Raw genomic sequence first — 17,520 nt, forward strand, 5'->3', positions numbered from 1 at the left:
CATGTCCAAAGTTCAGCAAGGCTTCATGCCCGGACATCCGGTGCGTTTCAAGTTCAAAGACAGCGGCCTCGGGTTTTCGCCGATCACGATCGCGCTTCACTGGATGATCGCGTTTCTCGCACTCGCGATCATTGCATCGAAAATCGTCGCGCTCGTCGAGCCGGCGAGCGCATCGCCGCGCTTCGTCAATCTATGCGCAACGGTCCTGTTTCCGCTTTCGATCTACCGGTTCTGGGCGCGCATCACGTCGTGGCATCCGTTGCCGGTGGGCACGCCGAATCCGGTCGAAGTGATCGTGAGCCGCTCCGTCGCTGTCGGCCTTGCGCTCGCGATGGTGCTGCTGCCCGTTGCGGCGTGGTTCGCGAAGTCGAGCGCGGGCGTGCCGGTCGAATTGCCGGGCGGTGTCATCGTCCCTGCGCTCATGAGCCCGCATGCCGGCGCCGCGCATGTCTTCGAGGTGTTGTTCGACATCGGTGCGACCGCATTCGTATGCGGACTCGCCTTGCACATGTTCGGCGCTTTCAAAAATCACTTCGTGTTGAAGAACGACGCCCTCAAACGAATGCTTGGCAAGCACGTGGAGCTCTGAACCATGACTGAAATCCATCGAAAAGGACAATCGAATGCTGTTACGTCACTTTGCGGTGTCCGATATCCGATCTTTCTCGCGGGCATGGCGGCGATCTCCGGCCCGAAGCTGGTCGCGGCGGTCGCGAATGCCGGCGCAATGGCTACGCTAGGCGGTCTGAGGCTGCCGCCGCTTGCGTTGCGTCGCTGGATCGGCGAGACGCGAGCATTGACGGATCAACCCTTCGGCGTGAATCTCGTGCCGTCATTCGGCGGGCCGGATGTATTCGAGGCGCAATTTCAGGTTGTGCTGGAAGAAAAGCCGAAGATGCTTTCGCTTTTCTATGCAGAAGCCTATCCGGATATGATCAGCCGCGCGAAAGACGCCGGGATGGTGGTGATGGTTCAGGTCGGCTCGGTCGAACTGGCGCGCCGGGCGATCGATAACGGCGCCGATATCATCACCGCGCAGGGCAGCGAGAGCGGCGGGCATTTGAATCGCGGCACGATCGGGCTGCTTTCCTTGTTGCCGGGCATTCTTGCGATCGCGGGAACTACGCCCGTGCTCGCAGCAGGCGGCATCACGAACAGGAGCGATGTCGAAACGGTGATGAGCATGGGCGCTTCCGGCGTGCTCGTGGGCACGGCGTTCGTGGCCTGCGAGGAATCCAACGCGCATCCGCTTTACAAGCAGAAGATCGTGGAGGCGACTGTCGACGATACCGAATACCGCACCGGCTATTCGTTCGGCTGGAAATATGGCACGCCGCACCGGGTCATGCCGAATCATGATCGCTGGAACTTGCTGCGATTCATCGGCGGTGGCGCGCGCATCATCGACAAGCCGAAAATGGCGCAGAAGTTATCGCTTTATGCGGGGCAGGGCGTGGGCAAGATCGATCGCGTGATGCCCGCCGCGGAGCGTGTGGCTGAACTCGCCAAGGGATTGACGCTCAAGCCTGAAGAAACATTGCAGCTTCATTACGCGTGATTCGTTGCGATTCGACGTAGTGCGCCCGCATTCGCATGCGGGCGCACTCATTTTCGTCTACACGTTCGCGCTATCCGCAAGCGTCAGTTCAGAATCGGCATTCGAAGCCTCCGCTCCATTGCCGAACTGTTCGTGCGCGAGCGCCAGCAGGGCTGATAAAGCCGGCGTCACCACGGCATCCTGATTGCGGATGAATACCGTGGTCACATTGGCAAATGCCGGCGGAAGCTCGTGACATCGAACGGAACGCCGGCTGACGTGACGTTCGACCACCGCCTTCGGCAAGAGCGTGATGCCCATTCCCGCCGCGACGCACGACATGATTCCGTCCAGCGTGCCGAGTTCCATGATTTGCCCGGGGATGAGGCCGGACTGATAGAACCATTGCTCCAGTGTCGAACGATAAAAGCAGCCGGTCCTGAACAAGAGCACCGTTTGCCGCGATATCTGTTCGATCAGCTGATCCAGCGAACGAAACTGGACACTGCTCAGCAACGCGAGTTCTTCGCGAAAGACTTGTTCCTGATGCAACGCGGCATTCTGATGAAATCCGCCGACGAAAGCGCCATCGAGCCGATGGTTCTCCACTGCCTTGATAAGCTCGCTCGTCGTGCCGGTAATAAGCGAAAGCTGTACTTGCGGATACTTCTTGTGATATTTCGCGAGTACTTTCGGCAAGCGGATCGCAGCAGTGGTTTCCATGGACCCGAGCCGCAGCGGCCCTTTCGGCGTTGTGGCATCGAGCATGGCGCTACGGCTTTCATCCATCAGTTGCAGCACGCGCCGTGCATAACCCAGAAACGTATGCCCGGCGGAAGTGAGCACCACACCGCCTTTGGAGCGCACGAACAATTGCTGGCCCAGTTCGCTTTCCAGCTCCTTGATGCGCATCGTGACATTCGACTGAACGTTGTGCACTTTCTCCGCCGCCGCGGTGAAGCTGCCTGTTTCGGCCACGGCGCAGAAGATCTTCAAGTGTCGAAGTTCCATCGATATGCCCCTTTATCATCGTGAATGATGACGCGATCGCGCTTCCATTCTGATCGATGATGCAGGGCATGTAAAGCAAGGAGAACGGCGCCTCAACTCCCCCGATAAGTGCCGAAGCTCCACGGCGAGCAAAGCAGCGGTACGTGATAGTGCTGCGCCGCATCCGCGAGTGTGAAGCGCACCGGCACGACATCCGCGAATACGTCGGGCGTCTTGAAGTAGTCCGCGACCCAGAAGCGCAATTCGAAATTGCCGGCGCGCGCCTGCGCAGCGGGGAGAATCGGCGCGTCGGTGCGTCCGTCGCGATTGGTGCGCGTGCGCGCGAGCAGCGTCGGCGGTTGCGTGCCGACGTCGAACAGTTCGATCTGCATGCCGGCGGCGGGCTTGCCGAGCGCGACGTCGAGTACATGCGTGGTGATGCCTGCGGCCATGATGTGTCTCCTGATCTCGCGTTTCGTTGATGTGCCGCTCAACTGCCACGGTAATAGTTGTAGCTCCACGGCCCGAACAACACCGGCAAGTGAATGCGCTGGTTTGCGTCAGTGATGCGAAAGCGCAGCGGTATCTTCGAGAGAAAGAGCGGCTGCGGCAGATTCGCCTTGCGCGCGGCGAAGTATTCGTCCGCATGCAATAACAGTTCATACGTGCCCACGCGATACGCATCACCGATCAGAAGCGGTGGCTCGCTGCGGCCGCTCGCGGCTAGCGTGATCGTCTGCAAAAGCTTCGACTTGCCGTCCTCGATCGCGAACAGGTCCACGCGCATGCCCGCCGCGGGCGTGCCGTGCCACGTGTCGAGACCGTGCATCGTGAGGCGCGGGCTCAGGCCGTCCTGTTGCACCGGGCCCGTCGTCTGGTTGGGCGCGGGCGCCGCTGGGGCGTCGGCGGCGAGTGCGGTCTTCGCCATCAACATGCTGCCGCCCAGCGCGACCGATTGCAGGGCAAAGCGGCGGCGGCTCACATCGAAAGCCGCGGAAGTGTCTTTGTCGCGCATGTCAGGCCCCTTGTTTGTTGCCGAGCTTGCGGATGCCAATGATCACCAGCACCGCGGCGATAACTTCGATGATGGCCACGAGATACAGACCGGTTGTTACCTTGCCCGTCGCGTTCTTGATGAGGCCCATTGCGTAGGGTGCACCGAAGCCCGCGAGATTCGAAACGGAATTGATGAGCGCCACGCCGATCGCCGCCGCGCTGCCCGCGAGATAACGGTTGGGCAATTGCCAGAACACGGGGATCGCGCTCATGGTGCCGACGAGCGATGCCGTCATGGCCAGCAATGCGATGACCGGCGAGATCTTGTCGAAGCCCATCAGCACGGCGAGCACGGCCATCGATATGCCGCCCACGATCGCCGCGCCGCTGAAGTGCCAGCGCACTTCATTGCTGCGGTCCGAATGCGCGCCGTTGATGATCATGCCGGCCGCGCCACACAGATAAGCAACCGCCGCGATCCAGCCGACGGCCATCGGCGTGCTCACGCCCACGTCCTTGATGACGGTCGGAATCCAGAAGGTCAGGGTCGAGTTCGCGCACAGCAGGCAGAAGAAGATCGCGATCAGGAGCCACACCTTGCGATTGGTGAAGAGCGAGCGCCAGTCGTGACCGCGTTCGCCCATCGCGGCGTTGTCGCGTTGCAGGGCGTCGAGCACGACGCGCTTTTCATCGTCGGACAACCAGCGCGCCTGCTCCGGCTTGTCGGTCATGTAGAACCACGCGAAGATGCCGGCGAGCACGGACGGAATGCCTTCGAGAACGAAGAGCCATTGCCAGCCGTGCATGCCATGCACGCCGCCCATCGACGTCATGATCCAGCCCGCGAGCGGACCGCCGAGCACGCCCGCGATCGCCGATGCCGACATGAACGTGCCGAAGGCCCGCGCGCGCCGTTGCGACGGATACCAATACGTGAGATAGAGGATCACGCCGGGATAGAAGCCCGCTTCGAATGCGCCGAGCAGGAAGCGCAGGACATAGAACTGCGTGGGCGTGGTGACATGCGTTTGCAGCATGCAGATGATGCCCCAGCAGATCGTGATGCGCATGATCGTCTTTTTCGCGCCGATCTTTTGAAGCAGCATGTTCGACGGCACTTCGAACAGGAAGTAGCCGATAAAGAATATGCCCGCGCCGAGGCCGTAGACCGCTTCGCTGAAATGCAGCGAATCCAGCATCTGCAACTTGGCGAAGCCGATGTTCACGCGGTCCAGCCACGCGAGCACCCAGAGTACGCCGAGAAACGGCAGCAAACGCCATGAGACCTTGCGATAGACGCTCGCTTCGGCGCTCTCGGCCTCGCTGGCGAATACCGGCATCTCCTGTTTGATGAGCGACATGGTTTCTCCTTTCCAGTCGGTTTGCGTCGCGCGGATACGGCCGTGCGACCGGTTGGAAGCAAGTATAGAAACGGCCGAAAAATCGGGAACAGGGGGCGGGCCAATAAGCCCCATAGCAACATGTGTATGGGTTTCGAAGCCTTATACGGCGCGGCTTCGCACGATTTTTAACGGCGTCTTTTCCGACCTATGGATTACCCTAGCGCCGCCGCCACCAATGAGTTATGCCGATGCCGGCTGGCAGAATAGCGGCGCAGCCAGGCGAACAATTCAGGCACGGAACTCACCATGAATCGCACCGACGATCCATTCGATACCTATTTGCTGCGCGTGCTGTGCACGCTGATCGGCGAGCGCAGCGTGTCGCGCACGGCCATTCGTATGAACCAGTCGCAGCCGGCTATCAGCTCGGCGCTCAAGCGGCTGCGCGCCATCTTCAACGACCCGCTGCTCACGCGCGAAAAGAACGTGATGGTGCCCACCGAGCGCGCGATTCAGCTCGCGCAGAGCGCGCAGGCCGCCTTGAGCGCTCTCGATAACCTGCTCGTGTCCGACGATCATTTCGATCCCGCCACCACCGAGCAAAGCTTCACCGTGGGCATGCCCGACTATCTGGCGCCGCCCTTTTTCGCGCATGTCGTGCGCGAATTCAGGCGCGCCGCACCGCATGCGCGCATCGTCGCCGTGCCGCTCTCGGCCTCGTTCAATTACGAGCAAGGGCTCTCCGAAGGTTCGCCGGATATCGTCATCGGCAACTGGCCCAATCCGCCGGAGCACTTGCACTTGTCCGTGCTGCTGGAGGACGACGTGGTGTGTGTGGTCGCGCGCGACAGCGTGTACGCGCAATCAGGCAAGTTCGATGCCGAGGACTATCTGAGCGCGTCGCATATCGTGCCGGCGCCGTATTCGCGCGATCAGCGCGGCGTCGTCGATACGGGGCTCAGCACCATGCGCGTGCATCGCGACAATCGCGTGAGCTGCCCGTACTTCAATCTCGCCCCCAGCCTGATTCCGGGCACCGATCTCATCCTCACGACGGGACGCCATTTCGCGAACTATCACGCGCAACACCTGCCGCTCGCCGTGCTCGATCCGCCGATCGAATTTCCCTTCATGCGCTTTTATCAGCTGTGGCATCCGTCGCGGCATCGTTCGGCTTCGCATGTCTGGCTGCGCGGCATGCTGACGGCGGCCGCGCAGGAATTGCGCGCGCTGCGCGACATGCATCGTCAATGAGGCTATCGCGTTCTGTTATGTGGTCAATAGGATCGGCTGTCTCGCCGCTGCCGCGCGCGCTTCCTATACTCGGCACGAATCGCCAATCGACGCCAGGCGAATGCGGCGTGCCTTATAGGAGAAAGCAGTTCATGTCACAGTCGATCAATCTCGAACCGGTCAACGCGCTGGATCACTCGGCCTTCGTCGGCGCGTTCGCCAGCGTGTTCGAGCATTTTCCGCAGGCGGCGGAAGGCGCGTGGAGCGCGCGTCCGTTCGTATCCGAAGCGGCGCTGCATGACGCGATGATGGACGTCATCCGCAAGCTCGACGCCACGGGCCAGCGCGCCTTCCTCAATCAGCATCCGCTCTTGTCCGGTGCGAACATCCGTTCGGGAACGATGACGGCGGATTCGGATGCCGAGCAAAAAAGCGCCGGGCTGGACGCGATGCCGATCGAACAGGAAGCCGCGCTCGACCAGCTCAATGCGGCCTATCTCGAGCGGCACGGCTTTCCGTTCATCATTTGCGTGCGGCATTACACGCGAGAGGGCATATTCAGCGCGCTGGAGCGGCGCATCGGCCGCAGCACGCAGCAGGAGCTGGACGAGGCATTGGCGCAGATCGCGGCGATCACGCGCGCGCGCCTGAACGCGCGTCTTTCCGCGCTGAACTGATCCGGCAATTCGCGGGCCTGAAGCCGGTTCAGGCCCGCAAGCGCACTGCTGTCATGGCGCCGCGTTCCAGGTCTGCGCGGTCGTTCGCCACTTGCCGTCCGCGCCCTTCGCAAGCACCTTGAGCACGACGCCTTTATAAGGCGTCTTCTTGCCGTCCTTTTCCGCCACGACGGTCCAGTTCGCCGTCTGATAGATCAGATTGCCGACGCGATTCGCACTGACGACATCGATCGTGTGATCGCGAAAGCCCGCGTCGAACAAGCCCTTATAGAACTTCTCGACATCGGCGCGTCCGGTAATGGTGGTTCCGTTCCCCGGCGACACCACCACCTTTTCGTCGTACAAGGCGCCGAGCGCCCGCGCATCTCCCTGGTTGAATGCCGCATTCCACGCGGCGTTTGCTTCGTCGATCACCTTGTCGTGCTGTGCGAAAACAGGTTGAGCCGCGACCAGCGCGAACAGCCCGCATGCACCCAATAGCCTGAAGGACTTGTTCATCACGTATCTCCAAGTGGCGGATATGCAGACCTGGGCGACGCGTGATGACGTGCGGATGATGAAAAACCCGAGCACCGTGTAACGGTGCGAATATTCGATTTCCCTTTCACTCGCCTGTCTGCGCGTGGAGTATAGGTAGCGCTCTTCCTGTAATCAATTAACGCAGAGAGGGCGATGACACGTCACTGCGCCGCACAAACGCGCGGCACGCGATGAAAGTTGCGATCGAAATAAATCAGGCTGTCGCCGTCGTCGCGTACGCGAATCGCGTGAGTTTCGACGAACATCACCGAATGCGATCCTACTTCCTTCGCCTCGACGATGGTGCCTTGCAGGCTCGCCAGCGCGTCGCGCAAGACGGGCACGCCGTTCTCGCCTTCGTCCCAGACGGGCAACGAGAAGCGCTCTTCCATCGACAATTGCGTGAGGCCGGCGAAGTGCCGCGCGATCTGTTCGAGATGTCCCGGCAATACGTTCACGCATACATTGCGATTTCCGGCGAACGCGGCGTGCATCGCGCTCGACCGGTTGATGCAGACGAGCAGCGTGGGCGGCGCATCGGTGACCGAGCATACGGCGCTCGCAGTGATGCCACAGCGGCCGTGCGTTCCGGTCGTCGTGATGACGTTTACCGCGGCGCCGAGATGGGACATGGCCTGGCGAAACTGCTTGCGCGCCTGATCGATATCGACGAGCGCGGGACGGGGCAGCGCGGACATAACGGCGTCTCCTGTTCGATTCATTCTTCGGTTGTCCATCAAGGTGTGTATATCAAATCGTGATTCAAGCGTACGCGCTGAACCGCACAAAAAGAATCGGCACGATCCGCCGGCTTTCTCCGCGTCGTTACCGAACGCACTAAAGGTTTTACCTATCCCGCGCGATCGAGGTAAAGATTGGGCTTTCGGAGTGGATATCGGCTGGTTATCATTGCTTCTCCATAAGAACGAGACCTTGCGATGAGACAGCCGGTTATCTCGGCACGCACGGTCCCTGAAGCGAGCATGACAAGAGCATTGGCCATGAATTCATCCGCTCCCGTGGTGTATATCGTCGACGACGACAACGGCATGCGCACGTCGCTCGCGTGGCTGCTCGATTCGGTCGGCGTGAAGTCGGAAGGATTCGCCAATGCCACCGATTTCCTCAATGCCTTCGACGTGAGCCGTCCCGCGTGCCTCGTGCTCGATGTGCGCATGCCCGAGATCAGCGGCTTCGACGTGCAGGCCGAGCTCAACCGCCGTGGCGCGACCTTGCCTGTCATCTTCGTGAGCGGTCACGGCGATATTCCAATGTCCGTGCGTGCGCTTCAGCATGGCGCGATCGACTTCGTCGAGAAGCCGTATAACTCGCAGCAAATGCTCGATCGCGTGCAACGGGCAATGAAGCTCGCCACGCAGCGGCACGCGAAAGACCAGCGGCAGCGCGAATTGCGCGAGCGCGTCGAATCGCTGACGGCGCGCGAGAAGGAAGTCTTGCGCGGCGTGATCGAAGGCAAAGCGAGCAAGCGCATCGCCGCCGATCTCTCGATCAGCGTGAAGACCGTCGACGTGCATCGCGCGAGCATCAAGGACAAGCTCGGCGCGGCGTCCATCGCTACGCTCGTTCGCGACGTGCTCGAAGTATGGAGCCCGCCTGACGACGAGCGCGCGTGACGGCCCATCAGGCACGCGCTAACGCATGTAAAGTCCGCCATTGACGTCCCAGCAGGCGCCGTTCGCGAAGTACGCATCGGGTGATGCGAGCAGAACGGCAATATCGGCGACGTAATCGGCCGAGCCCAGACGTCCTGCCGGAATGCCAGCGATAACTTTGTCGAGCTTGTCGGCGGGCACGCTCTCATGCACGATGGCCAGGTCGAGCGGCCCGGGCGAGATCGCATTCACGGTCACCCCATGCGCCGCGAGATCGCGCGCGAACACCTTGGTCAGCGTGATCGCGCCGCCTTTCGCGGCCGCATAGTGCGCGCCCGTCGCCGAGCCGCCGTTCTGTCCCGCGAGCGATGCGATATTGACGATGCGGCCCGCGCCGCGATCCGCGAAGTATTGCCCGAGCACCTGACAGCCGAAGAGCACGCTGCGCAGATTGACATCGATGACCTGATCGAACTGCTCGGCGGTGATTTCCATCACGGGCACGACCTTCGATGCGCCCGCGTTGTTGACGAGCACATCGATACGGCCCCAGCGTTCATGTACGGCATCGCGCGCGTGCTCGAAATCCGCTTTCGATGTGACGTCGAGCTTCAGCGCGAACGCGCTGTCTTCATCCACGCTCAGTTCGCGTGCGAGCGCCTGGGTTGCTTCGATCGCGATATCGGCCAATGCGACCTTGTAGCCCGCTGCGTGAAAGCGGCGCGCGATTGCAGCGCCGAGTCCGCGCGCGGCGCCCGTGACGAGCGCGATTCTGTTGGACATATCTTGGTTCCTTTATTGAACGAGCGCCGCTTCGACATGCGCGGCCACAGCGCAGAGCCTCTCGTCCGCGCCTTTACGCGCGACGATCTGCAAGCCCGCCTTGAGCGATGAACCTTCGACCGGAAGAGGAAGACTCAACGCGGGATGGCCGCTCAAGTTGAACGGTCTGATCAGAGACGACATCGCGATCACCGACGTGCCCGCGTGCGCGGCTTCGAGCGTGATCGGAAACGCGGGCAGAGTGGGGAGCACGAGCACATCGAAATCTTCGAGCGCGCGATCCACCGCGGCGGTGAAGATGCGCCTCACGTTTTCCGCGGCTTCGAGATCGGCGGGCGTGGTATTCGATGCTGCGCGCAGACGTGCATCGAGATCCGCGCCGAGCTTGCCGGAATCGATGAGATGCCCGAACGCATGCCACGTCTCTGCGTTGATGACTGCAAGACCGGCGCGGAAGGCATCATCCATCGATTCGAGTTCGATGCCGCGAGACGCGAATCCCGCGCCACGCATGGCATGCTCGACTGCCTTGCGAATGCCCGCATCCGCATCGACGGCGACGATGCCGACACGCGCTTTCGATACGTCGCGTCGCGCGCTGCCTGCATCGAACGAGGGATCGATCGCGGACATCGCATGGATCAGCACACGCATCTCCCGCGCGAACGGACCGACGCAATCGAGCGTCGTTTCGACGGGCGCCACACCGCGACGCGACACGCGCCCGAATGTCGGCTTCAATCCGGCCACGCCGCAGCACGCGGCGGGCCCGCGCACGGAGCCGCCGGTGTCGGTGCCGAGCGCGGCATCGACGAGCCCCAGGCCAACAGCCGAAGCCGAGCCGCTCGACGATCCGCCTGGAATACGCGTGGCGTCCTGCGGATTGCGCGGCGTGCCGGTGAAGTCATTGATGCCGGTCATGCCGAACGCGAGCTCGTGCATGTTCGTTTTGCCCTTGATGTGCCAGCCTGCATCGATGAGACGCTGGACGACTTCGGCGTGTTCTACCGCAGCGGCCGAACTCGCGAGCGCGCGGCTCGCGGCCGTGGTCGGATGCCCTGCGATATCGATGCTGTCCTTGACCGCGATGGTCGGCGCATCGGCGCAATCGTGCGTGCACAGATCGAACTCGCTGATGAATGCGCTCATGCCTTCGTCTCCTTCCGAGGGTTCACATGCCAGGGCGCGTCGAAGAGACGCTCGGTGCGGAAGTGTCGAATCAGCCACGCGCGACTTGAATCGTGCGCGGAAGGCATGAAGTCGATATCGAGCCGCGCGGCGATGAGTTCCGCCTTCTCATCGACATAGCCCGATGCCTGCAGCATGATCCATCGGCCCCTGGCGCTATCGCCATTAACTTCGATATGCTCCGACGTCAGAAAATGCACGTTGGTGGCGAAGTGCGGCGCGGGCGGCAGATAACGTTGCAGCATCCCGATGATCTCCGCTCGTCCTTGCAGGCACCCGAACTTATGCGCGTATTGCGGGCCGATACCTTCCCACACGGCGTCATCCGTGAAGAGCGCGGCGAGCGATTCGCCATCCAGCGCCATGCAAGGGACGTCGCACAACGCCATATAGCGCGCGATGGTCTTGCGCACTTCGTTCTGCGCTTCGAGTGCGGCGATGCGCGTCATCAACGCATCGATCGTGGTTTGCGTCATGTCGTCATGCATTATTGGCTGCGGCGGGCGGAACCGTGAGTGCGCGTCCCACACGCGCCTCGATCTTTCCATAGCGCCACAAGTTATATTCGCCGACGGGCGTCGTGCGATAGAGATTGCACACGGCAACGGCCGTATCGAAATCCGCGACATCGGCCATGATGTAGAAGGTCCACGGCGCGCCATCGGACTGGCCGACGACTAGGCGATCGTCATCCATCACGCCCAGCACGCGCACGTTGTCCATGGCTTCGATGGCGGAGAGCATCTTGCCGTAGGCTTGCCATACTTCGCCGATCTGTTCGCGCGGCAAGTCGAAGAAATTCTGCGTGACGCCGCAGCAGAACAGCACGCGCAACGGCAGGTTTCGGTTATCGGTCATGAAGCGTTACTCCTTTTGTTATGCGATGAAAATGGATCAGAGATAACCGGGAATCGGCGGCACGCCGACGAACACCGCGCCGGCGCCGTCGTAATTGCCTTCGCCGAGGAAGGCGTGTTGTGTGACGACCATCGCGTCGCGCATCAGGCGTTGCAGCGGATGCGTGCGATAGATCGCCATCGTTCCGCCCAGCCGGTATGCGCGGTTCACGACATCTGCGCCTTCACGCGCTATCTGCGTCGCGGAAAGACGCAGCAGGCTGATCTGATCGGGCGTGACTTCATTGCCCGCGAGGATCGACTGCCACACGCTGTCGGTCGATTCATAGAAGAACGCGCGTGCCGAGCGCAATTGCGCTTCCGCCTTGGCCAACTCGATGCGGTAATACGCGCGATCCGCGAGTTGCGGCGCGCCGGTGGTGGTCTTGCGGCCACCCGCCATCTGATTTGCCACGTCGAGCGCGGCGCGCGCGAGACCGAGGTTCACGACAGCGAGCACTTGCGCGGCATAGGCGATGGTCGGATAGCGATAGAGCGGTTCATCGACGGTCGGTTCGCCGCCGCGAACGAAGGTCCAGTCCTCCGCGACGAACTCGTCCGTCACGCGCAAATCGTGACTGCCCGTGCCTTGCATGCCCACGACGCTCCAGTTCTCCACGATCTCCACTTGCGCGGGACGAAACACCGCTGTGCGCGGTTTGCCCGGCGCTTCGCCCGGCTTGCCCGTGCCGATGCCGACACCGAGCCAGTCCGCGCCCTTGCAGCCACTCGCGAACTTCCACGTGCCGTTCACGCGATAGCCGCCCGGCGCGGGCTGCGCGTTCTGCACGGGAAAGAGTCCGCCCGCGAAGACCTGATCGGGACCCTCTGCATAGATCGCGGCTTGCGTCGCGAGCGGCAAGGCGGCGAGATAAAGATTCGCGGAGCCGAAGCTCGCGACCCACGCGGCCGATCCGTCCGCGACCGCAATGCGCTCGATCATGTGAAGGAACTCGCCGGGCGAGCAAGCATCGCCGCCGAAGCGCTTCGGTGTCGCCGCGCGATAGATGCCGACACGCTTCAACTTGGCGATGACATCGCGCGGCACATGCGATAGCCGGTCGAATTCGTCGCGGCGTTCTGCGATCTCGGCGATCACGTCGTCGAGTGTCAGGGTATCGATTTGATCCGACAGATCATCGCGGATAGCGACGGCGATCGCGGAAGATGACATGGGGACGTCTCCTTTTCGTTCGTATGACTCACATGGATGAATGAGGGCGCTTTCGAGTCGCACGCTTTGATGCCAGTCTAGAAACGCAAAAAGACGGAAACAATTGGGAAGGCATGCGTGTTATCTGGTGAAGCACCCCGGTTCTCTAAAGAAATCTTTAGAGGCGTCCGGCGCGCGCCGATGCTATGGTTATCGTTGCAATCATGTTTTTCTCGCGCCTCGCCATGAACTTTCCCGCCGAAGACGATTTCCGCCGCCTGCTCGATGCATTGACGCAATGCGTGCTTCTGCATGACGCTGACACAAAGGCCATCGTCTGGGCGAATCGGGCGGCTTGTGTCGCGCTCGGCTTTTCTGTGGAGGAACTGCTTCCGCTCAAGGCGCACGACATGACGCGTGATGACATCAAATACCGGCGCGAAATTGCGGTGAATGCGATGGACCGTTCGGTCACGGAAGGTCCGCAAAGTTACGAGTGGTGTTATCGCTCGCGTGCGGGTGTCGACATGTTGTCCGAGGCGATAGCGACCTTTGTGCCTCTGTCGGCGCGCGCCGTGGTGATGGTGCAGTTCCGCGATATCAGCGCGGAAGACGCGATGCGCCAGAAGCTGCGCCGCTACGAGGCGCGCTTGCGCGAATACATGCAGGATCTCGGCGAGGGCGTCGCGGTGCTCACGCCGCGCGGCAAGGTCGGTTTCATCAGCGAGTCCGGACGGCGCGTGCTGGGCGTTGCAAGCGATGCGCCGCTCGGCGTCGCGCTCGACTATTGCACGAAAGAGGATCGCGAGCGGCTGATCGTGCAGTTGCGCAGTGCGACGCGCCAGCATTCGACGCCCGCGCAGCGTTATGCGATCACGCGCCGCGACGGAGCGAAGCGATGGCTGCGCATCACGTGCCGGCGCATCGACATCGAGGATGGCATCCTGGTGCACTTTCGCGATATCAGCGATGAGGTCGCGATAGAAGAAGCACGCCGTAACGAAGCGCGCATGCTCGAATACGCGGGCCGCTACAACGCGATGGGCGAGATGTCGACTGCGATCGCGCACGAGCTGAGCCAGCCGCTCGCCGCCGTGCGCAATTTCATCGAGGGCGCGATTCAGCGGCTCTCGCAGCCGGATTCCATCGAAAGCGCGATCTGGGGCCTGCGCGCGGCAGACCGGCAAGCGGAGCATGCGGCGCATATCATCAAGAGCGTGCGCGAGTTCATCGTGAAGCGGGAACCCGTCGAATCCGAGGCGGATCTTCGCGACGTGCTCGCGGACGTCGCGTACTTCATTCAGTTGCGCGCGCGGGACGAAGGCGTGACGGTCAAGATCGAACAATGGCGCGAGCCGCTGCCGATACGCTGCGAGCGCGTGTTGATCGGTCAGGTGATCCTCAATCTGGCGTTCAACGCGGTCGAGGCGCTTGCGGGCGCGCAACCGTCGGCGGGCATCGTCACGCTGGCCACTGTATTGAACGGAGCAGCCGCCGAACTGCATGTGATCGACAACGGACCGGGCGTGCCCGACGATGCGCTCGAACGCCTTTTCGACGGTTTCTCTTCGTCGAAGGCGGGCGGCAACGGCATCGGCTTGTCGCTGTGCAAGAACATCGTGTCGCGCCATGAAGGACGCATCTGGGCGCAACGCGCAGCAGGCGGTGGTCTCGAATGCTGCTTCGCGTTGCCCTCGTCCCATTGTCCGGATTGACACGACATTCAGCGATCAGAGCAGGAATCCGACCGCGCTCAATGCCTCGGTCGAATCGATCAGGCGGATAACCTTCTCCACGAGCTTCGGTTCGCCGCTCGCCATGCTGATCTTGTGCGTGAGATCGGCGGCGAAGATCGTCGACACGCCGCGCTTGTACGCGACGATTACTTGCGACGATTTCACCTCGACCACATCGGCGCTATCGCTCGACAACGTGAAGCGCGAAACGGTGCGCACCGTGCGCGCCGCATCCGACGCGGACGCCGAATAGCCGGACGTCATCCGCTGCACGCGCTTCTCACGCATGTCCTGATCGTCGTAGGCATAGTTGAGCGTCGCGGCGTAGTCGGTCGTGTCCGGATCGATCGGCACCACATAGAAGCCCGATGGATCCCACAGATCGAGCCATGCACGATAGTCGCGCCGGTCCAGCAGTTCGGCTTCGCGCCAGATGAATTCGATCGCGCGCGCGAAGATCTGTTGAGAGAAGAGTGCGTTGCGATCGTCCATCATGCCTGCTCCATCATTGCGCGCCATTGCTTGTAGGCTTCACGCATGCCGGTTTCATCCGTGGCGTGCGCGGTCTTTTCTCCATTCGGTGATGTCGTCTCGCGATTCAGCCCGCGATTCACGAGAATCGGCACATCGGGGCCCGCATGCGAGCCGCGCTGCACGCGCTCCCATGCCTCGGCGTCGTCGGGGCTGCCAAAGCCGAACGGGCCCTGAAAATGTTCGTGAATGCGCAGGCGCACGCGATTCGCTTCTTCCGGTCCGCCATCCATTGCCAGCGCGACGTGGCGAATCTCCGTCTCTGCCGCGGAAATGGGCCGCAGCACGCGGAAGAACGCCATCGAAAGAGCGAGATTCGGAAAGAGATTCAGGTTGAAGCCCACGCCCATCAGCGAGCGCACGATACGGCGCACTTCCTCGGGCGTATGTTTCTCGGCGAGCTTCGCGGCGAGATCATTGAAGCGCTCGGGCAAGGGCGCGCCGTCGTCCTTGTCGAGATCGACGATCTCGGGCACCAGCACCGCGAGGCTATGCCCGTTGCCGAGCGAGCGGCAAAACGCTTCGTCGCTCGTCATGAAGCTCGTGATGGCCGCGGCGGTTTCGTCGTCGATGGATTTCATCCACGATTTATGCACGACAGGGAAGTGATAAAGATCGGTCGTGTTCTCGAGCTGGATCTTCCAGTTGCCCTTGAACTTGAACTTGTGCTCGCCGTTGGCCTTGATCGGATAACCCGCGCCTTGCTTCATGAAAAGATCGATCCAGGGCTTGGCGCCGCCGAGAAAATCCTCGAGCGGTTCGATTGCTTCGTTGAAGCTCGCGAAGATCAAGCCCTGATAGATTCCGACGCGCAGTTTCTTGAGCGGCAGATCGCCTTTCTCGCATACGCCTTCGTAGCCGTCGCCATAGGGCAACGCGCGCAGCGTGCCGTCGAGTGCATACGACCAACTGTGATAGGGGCACGTGAAGCCCTTCGCATTGCCCTTGTGCTCTTCGCACACGGTGGCGCCGCGATGGCGGCAACGGTTCTGCAGCACGTGCACCGCGCCGCTCTTGTCACGCACGACGATCACCGGCTGGCGGCCGATGGTGGTCGTGACGAAATCGCCGGGCTTCGGCAATTCGCTTTCATGCGCGACCCAGATCCAGGTTTTATAGAAGATGCGCTCGAGCTCCGCTTCGAAGAGCTCGGGATCGTAATAGAGCGACGGCGCGATGCGGTCCGCTTGCGCGCGGCTGCCGAGCGCGCTCGTGTCGATGATTTGGGTGGTCGGCGTACTCATCGGTTCGATGTGGGGTTGGGTTGATCGGCTAACACGAGGATGTCGGTGAAGATCGGCGCATCCTCTCGTTGACATCAGTCTCGCTTTGCGAGGATCATGCGTCAAATCGATTAAAAAACGGTTGTCCGATAAATCCCGTCGATATCTTGAGAGTTTCCCGATGACGTCCCTCGATCATGTCGATCTCAATCTGCTGCGCGTTTTTCAGGCGATCGTGGAGGAGCGCAGCCTCACGAAAGCCGGAGAACGGCTGGCGCTCTCGCAACCCGCCGTGAGTTATTCGCTCGGCCGCTTGCGCACGCTTTTCGACGACACGCTCTTCATCCGCACGCGCGCGGGCATGCAGCCGACCCCCGTCGCGCTCGAACTCGCCGAGATCGTCGGTCGCGCGCTCGATACCGTGCGCGAAGCATTGCGCTTCGCAGAGCGCTTCGACGCCGCGACGAGCAATCGCACGTTTCGTCTTTCGCTTTCCGATGCAGGGGAAATGGCCTTTTTGCCCGCGATCTGCCAGGCGTTGCAGGAGGCCGCGCCGCGCGTGAAGCTGCTGGTGGAGCCCTTGCCCGTGGAGGAAATCGAGGAGGCGTTGCGTTCGAGCCGGCTCGACTTCGCCATCGGCAATCTGCCTGCGCTATTGCCGCGCACGCGTCACGCGCTGCTCTTCGAGGAACCGTATGTGTGCATGACGAGAAAGCGCAAGGGCTTGCCCGCAGGTGAGACATTGAATCTCGATCAGTTTCTTTCGGCGTCGCATGTGCAGGTGCGTTCGCTCGAACATAGCCACCATGCGCTCGACGACGCATTGCGCGCGCAAGGAGTGGGACGCAATATCGCGCTCGCGTTGCCGCACTTCGTCGCCGTGCCCAGCGTGCTCGCGGTGACGGATCTCTTCGCGACGCTGCCCGAGCGGCTCGCGCATATCCTCAATCGCGACGATGCATTCCGTATCTATGCGTTGCCGGTGCAATTGCCGAAAGCCGCGGTGACGATGCACTGGCATGAGCACTTTCACGAGGACGAAGGCATCGCGTGGATGCGCGGCCTGATGACCGACATCCTCGCGGGCTTCGAGAAACTGTGA

The 17,520-nt window shown here is 61.8% G+C and carries 20 protein-coding genes; 7 read left to right on the forward strand and 13 right to left on the reverse strand.

The features are described 5' to 3' along the window. Position 1 precedes the first annotated feature (1 nt). Together AC1Z32_RS29475 and AC1Z32_RS29480 are read left to right on the forward strand one after the other, a co-directional pair. Entirely contained in the window at positions 2-589 is a 588-nt protein-coding gene (locus tag AC1Z32_RS29475) for a cytochrome b (RefSeq protein ID WP_483482362.1), read from the forward strand. 3 nt (positions 590-592) lie between these two features. Next, positions 593-1,558 carry an NAD(P)H-dependent flavin oxidoreductase gene (locus AC1Z32_RS29480; RefSeq protein ID WP_483482363.1) on the forward strand — a complete coding sequence of 322 codons (966 nt, stop codon included), beginning with the start codon at positions 593-595 and terminating at the stop codon, positions 1,556-1,558. Positions 1,559-1,615: 57 nt separating this feature from the next. On the opposite strand, the gene AC1Z32_RS29485 is transcribed toward AC1Z32_RS29480, so the two are convergent. The 4 genes from AC1Z32_RS29485 to AC1Z32_RS29500 all read right to left on the reverse strand — a co-directional run bounded on the left by AC1Z32_RS29485 (position 1,616) and on the right by AC1Z32_RS29500 (position 4,884). Beyond that, positions 1,616-2,548 carry a LysR family transcriptional regulator gene (locus tag AC1Z32_RS29485; RefSeq protein ID WP_483482364.1) on the reverse strand — a complete coding sequence of 311 codons (933 nt, stop codon included), beginning with the start codon at positions 2,546-2,548 and terminating at the stop codon, positions 1,616-1,618. Positions 2,549-2,640: 92 nt separating this feature from the next. Then, a complete protein-coding gene (gene uraH / locus AC1Z32_RS29490; protein WP_062611336.1) occupies positions 2,641-2,979 on the reverse strand; it encodes a hydroxyisourate hydrolase in 339 nt (112 codons plus the stop codon). A gap of 38 nt (positions 2,980-3,017) precedes the next feature. Beyond that, positions 3,018-3,542 (reverse strand): hydroxyisourate hydrolase, encoded by a 525-nt coding sequence (locus AC1Z32_RS29495; RefSeq protein WP_483482365.1) that lies wholly within the window; start codon positions 3,540-3,542, stop codon positions 3,018-3,020. Between the two features lies 1 nt (position 3,543). Then, positions 3,544-4,884, reverse strand: a complete 1,341-nt coding sequence (locus AC1Z32_RS29500) for an MFS transporter (protein ID WP_483482366.1) — start codon at positions 4,882-4,884, stop codon at positions 3,544-3,546. 288 nt (positions 4,885-5,172) lie between these two features. Here AC1Z32_RS29500 and AC1Z32_RS29505 point away from each other — a divergent pair, with 288 nt between their 5' ends. Together AC1Z32_RS29505 and uraD are read left to right on the forward strand one after the other, a co-directional pair. Next, positions 5,173-6,120, forward strand: coding sequence for a LysR family transcriptional regulator (locus AC1Z32_RS29505; protein WP_062611333.1), 948 nt, complete (start codon positions 5,173-5,175; stop codon positions 6,118-6,120). A 131-nt stretch (positions 6,121-6,251) separates the two neighbouring features. Further along, on the forward strand, positions 6,252-6,776 hold the full coding sequence (gene uraD, locus AC1Z32_RS29510; RefSeq protein WP_483482367.1) for a 2-oxo-4-hydroxy-4-carboxy-5-ureidoimidazoline decarboxylase: 525 nt from the start codon (positions 6,252-6,254) through the stop codon (positions 6,774-6,776). A 51-nt stretch (positions 6,777-6,827) separates the two neighbouring features. On the opposite strand, the gene AC1Z32_RS29515 is transcribed toward uraD, so the two are convergent. After that, complete coding sequence (locus AC1Z32_RS29515) at positions 6,828-7,274, reverse strand: YybH family protein (RefSeq protein ID WP_483482368.1); 447 nt, start codon at positions 7,272-7,274, stop codon at positions 6,828-6,830. Between the two features lie 182 nt (positions 7,275-7,456). Continuing rightward, entirely contained in the window at positions 7,457-7,993 is a 537-nt protein-coding gene (hpaC, locus tag AC1Z32_RS29520) for a 4-hydroxyphenylacetate 3-monooxygenase, reductase component (RefSeq protein WP_483482369.1), read from the reverse strand. A gap of 303 nt (positions 7,994-8,296) precedes the next feature. Here hpaC and AC1Z32_RS29525 point away from each other — a divergent pair, with 303 nt between their 5' ends. Further along, entirely contained in the window at positions 8,297-8,929 is a 633-nt protein-coding gene (locus AC1Z32_RS29525; protein WP_483482370.1) for a response regulator transcription factor, read from the forward strand. 18 nt (positions 8,930-8,947) lie between these two features. Here the strand turns inward: AC1Z32_RS29525 and AC1Z32_RS29530 are convergent, their stop codons facing one another. Genes AC1Z32_RS29530 through AC1Z32_RS29550 form a run of 5 tightly spaced genes read right to left on the reverse strand, consistent with a single transcriptional unit; the run spans position 8,948 to position 12,949 of the window. Next, positions 8,948-9,691, reverse strand: coding sequence for an SDR family NAD(P)-dependent oxidoreductase (locus AC1Z32_RS29530; RefSeq protein ID WP_483482371.1), 744 nt, complete (start codon positions 9,689-9,691; stop codon positions 8,948-8,950). Positions 9,692-9,703: 12 nt separating this feature from the next. Beyond that, a complete protein-coding gene (locus tag AC1Z32_RS29535) occupies positions 9,704-10,840 on the reverse strand; it encodes an amidase (RefSeq protein ID WP_483482372.1) in 1,137 nt (378 codons plus the stop codon). Next, entirely contained in the window at positions 10,837-11,355 is a 519-nt protein-coding gene (locus tag AC1Z32_RS29540; RefSeq protein WP_483482373.1) for a nuclear transport factor 2 family protein, read from the reverse strand. The genes AC1Z32_RS29535 and AC1Z32_RS29540 overlap by 4 nt, the downstream gene beginning before the upstream one ends. A gap of 4 nt (positions 11,356-11,359) precedes the next feature. Then, positions 11,360-11,737: a hypothetical protein gene (locus AC1Z32_RS29545; RefSeq protein ID WP_483482374.1), complete on the reverse strand. Its 378-nt coding sequence runs from the start codon at positions 11,735-11,737 to the stop codon at positions 11,360-11,362. Between the two features lie 36 nt (positions 11,738-11,773). Then, positions 11,774-12,949 (reverse strand): acyl-CoA dehydrogenase family protein, encoded by a 1,176-nt coding sequence (locus tag AC1Z32_RS29550; protein ID WP_483482375.1) that lies wholly within the window; start codon positions 12,947-12,949, stop codon positions 11,774-11,776. 224 nt (positions 12,950-13,173) lie between these two features. On the opposite strand from AC1Z32_RS29550, the gene AC1Z32_RS29555 reads away from it, so the two are divergent. Then, the gene (locus AC1Z32_RS29555) at positions 13,174-14,643 is read left to right on the forward strand and encodes a sensor histidine kinase (protein ID WP_483482376.1); all 1,470 of its coding nucleotides are present in this window, start codon (positions 13,174-13,176) and stop codon (positions 14,641-14,643) included. A 15-nt stretch (positions 14,644-14,658) separates the two neighbouring features. Here AC1Z32_RS29555 and AC1Z32_RS29560 read toward each other — a convergent pair whose 3' ends face one another. Both AC1Z32_RS29560 and AC1Z32_RS29565 read right to left on the reverse strand, forming a co-directional pair. Further along, positions 14,659-15,159 carry an aromatic-ring-hydroxylating dioxygenase subunit beta gene (locus AC1Z32_RS29560; RefSeq protein ID WP_483482377.1) on the reverse strand — a complete coding sequence of 167 codons (501 nt, stop codon included), beginning with the start codon at positions 15,157-15,159 and terminating at the stop codon, positions 14,659-14,661. Next, positions 15,156-16,439: an aromatic ring-hydroxylating oxygenase subunit alpha gene (locus tag AC1Z32_RS29565; protein ID WP_483482378.1), complete on the reverse strand. Its 1,284-nt coding sequence runs from the start codon at positions 16,437-16,439 to the stop codon at positions 15,156-15,158. The genes AC1Z32_RS29560 and AC1Z32_RS29565 overlap by 4 nt, the downstream gene beginning before the upstream one ends. Before the next feature lie 160 nt (positions 16,440-16,599). On the opposite strand from AC1Z32_RS29565, the gene AC1Z32_RS29570 reads away from it, so the two are divergent. After that, positions 16,600-17,520, forward strand: coding sequence for a LysR family transcriptional regulator (locus AC1Z32_RS29570; RefSeq protein ID WP_483482379.1), 921 nt, complete (start codon positions 16,600-16,602; stop codon positions 17,518-17,520).

It is taken from the genome of Caballeronia sp. 11_S32 (assembly GCF_056930355.1).

Coding starts and splice junctions, on each gene's coding strand:
- AC1Z32_RS29485 (WP_483482364.1), bottom strand. CDS start 2,548: ATGGAACTTCGACACTTGAAGATCTTCTGCGCCGTGGCCGAAACAGGC.
- AC1Z32_RS29495 (WP_483482365.1), bottom strand. CDS start 3,542: ATGCGCGACAAAGACACTTCCGCGGCTTTCGATGTGAGCCGCCGCCGC.
- AC1Z32_RS29500 (WP_483482366.1), bottom strand. CDS start 4,884: ATGTCGCTCATCAAACAGGAGATGCCGGTATTCGCCAGCGAGGCCGAG.
- uraD (WP_483482367.1), top strand. CDS start 6,252: ATGTCACAGTCGATCAATCTCGAACCGGTCAACGCGCTGGATCACTCG.
- AC1Z32_RS29570 (WP_483482379.1), top strand. CDS start 16,600: ATGACGTCCCTCGATCATGTCGATCTCAATCTGCTGCGCGTTTTTCAG.
- AC1Z32_RS29525 (WP_483482370.1), top strand. CDS start 8,297: ATGAATTCATCCGCTCCCGTGGTGTATATCGTCGACGACGACAACGGC.
- AC1Z32_RS29480 (WP_483482363.1), top strand. CDS start 593: ATGACTGAAATCCATCGAAAAGGACAATCGAATGCTGTTACGTCACTT.
- AC1Z32_RS29530 (WP_483482371.1), bottom strand. CDS start 9,691: ATGTCCAACAGAATCGCGCTCGTCACGGGCGCCGCGCGCGGACTCGGC.
- AC1Z32_RS29545 (WP_483482374.1), bottom strand. CDS start 11,737: ATGACCGATAACCGAAACCTGCCGTTGCGCGTGCTGTTCTGCTGCGGC.
- AC1Z32_RS29515 (WP_483482368.1), bottom strand. CDS start 7,274: ATGAACAAGTCCTTCAGGCTATTGGGTGCATGCGGGCTGTTCGCGCTG.
- AC1Z32_RS29560 (WP_483482377.1), bottom strand. CDS start 15,159: ATGATGGACGATCGCAACGCACTCTTCTCTCAACAGATCTTCGCGCGC.
- AC1Z32_RS29550 (WP_483482375.1), bottom strand. CDS start 12,949: ATGTCATCTTCCGCGATCGCCGTCGCTATCCGCGATGATCTGTCGGAT.
- AC1Z32_RS29475 (WP_483482362.1), top strand. CDS start 2: ATGTCCAAAGTTCAGCAAGGCTTCATGCCCGGACATCCGGTGCGTTTC.
- hpaC (WP_483482369.1), bottom strand. CDS start 7,993: ATGTCCGCGCTGCCCCGTCCCGCGCTCGTCGATATCGATCAGGCGCGC.
- AC1Z32_RS29540 (WP_483482373.1), bottom strand. CDS start 11,355: ATGACGCAAACCACGATCGATGCGTTGATGACGCGCATCGCCGCACTC.
- uraH (WP_062611336.1), bottom strand. CDS start 2,979: ATGGCCGCAGGCATCACCACGCATGTACTCGACGTCGCGCTCGGCAAG.
- AC1Z32_RS29565 (WP_483482378.1), bottom strand. CDS start 16,439: ATGAGTACGCCGACCACCCAAATCATCGACACGAGCGCGCTCGGCAGC.
- AC1Z32_RS29555 (WP_483482376.1), top strand. CDS start 13,174: ATGAACTTTCCCGCCGAAGACGATTTCCGCCGCCTGCTCGATGCATTG.
- AC1Z32_RS29505 (WP_062611333.1), top strand. CDS start 5,173: ATGAATCGCACCGACGATCCATTCGATACCTATTTGCTGCGCGTGCTG.
- AC1Z32_RS29535 (WP_483482372.1), bottom strand. CDS start 10,840: ATGAGCGCATTCATCAGCGAGTTCGATCTGTGCACGCACGATTGCGCC.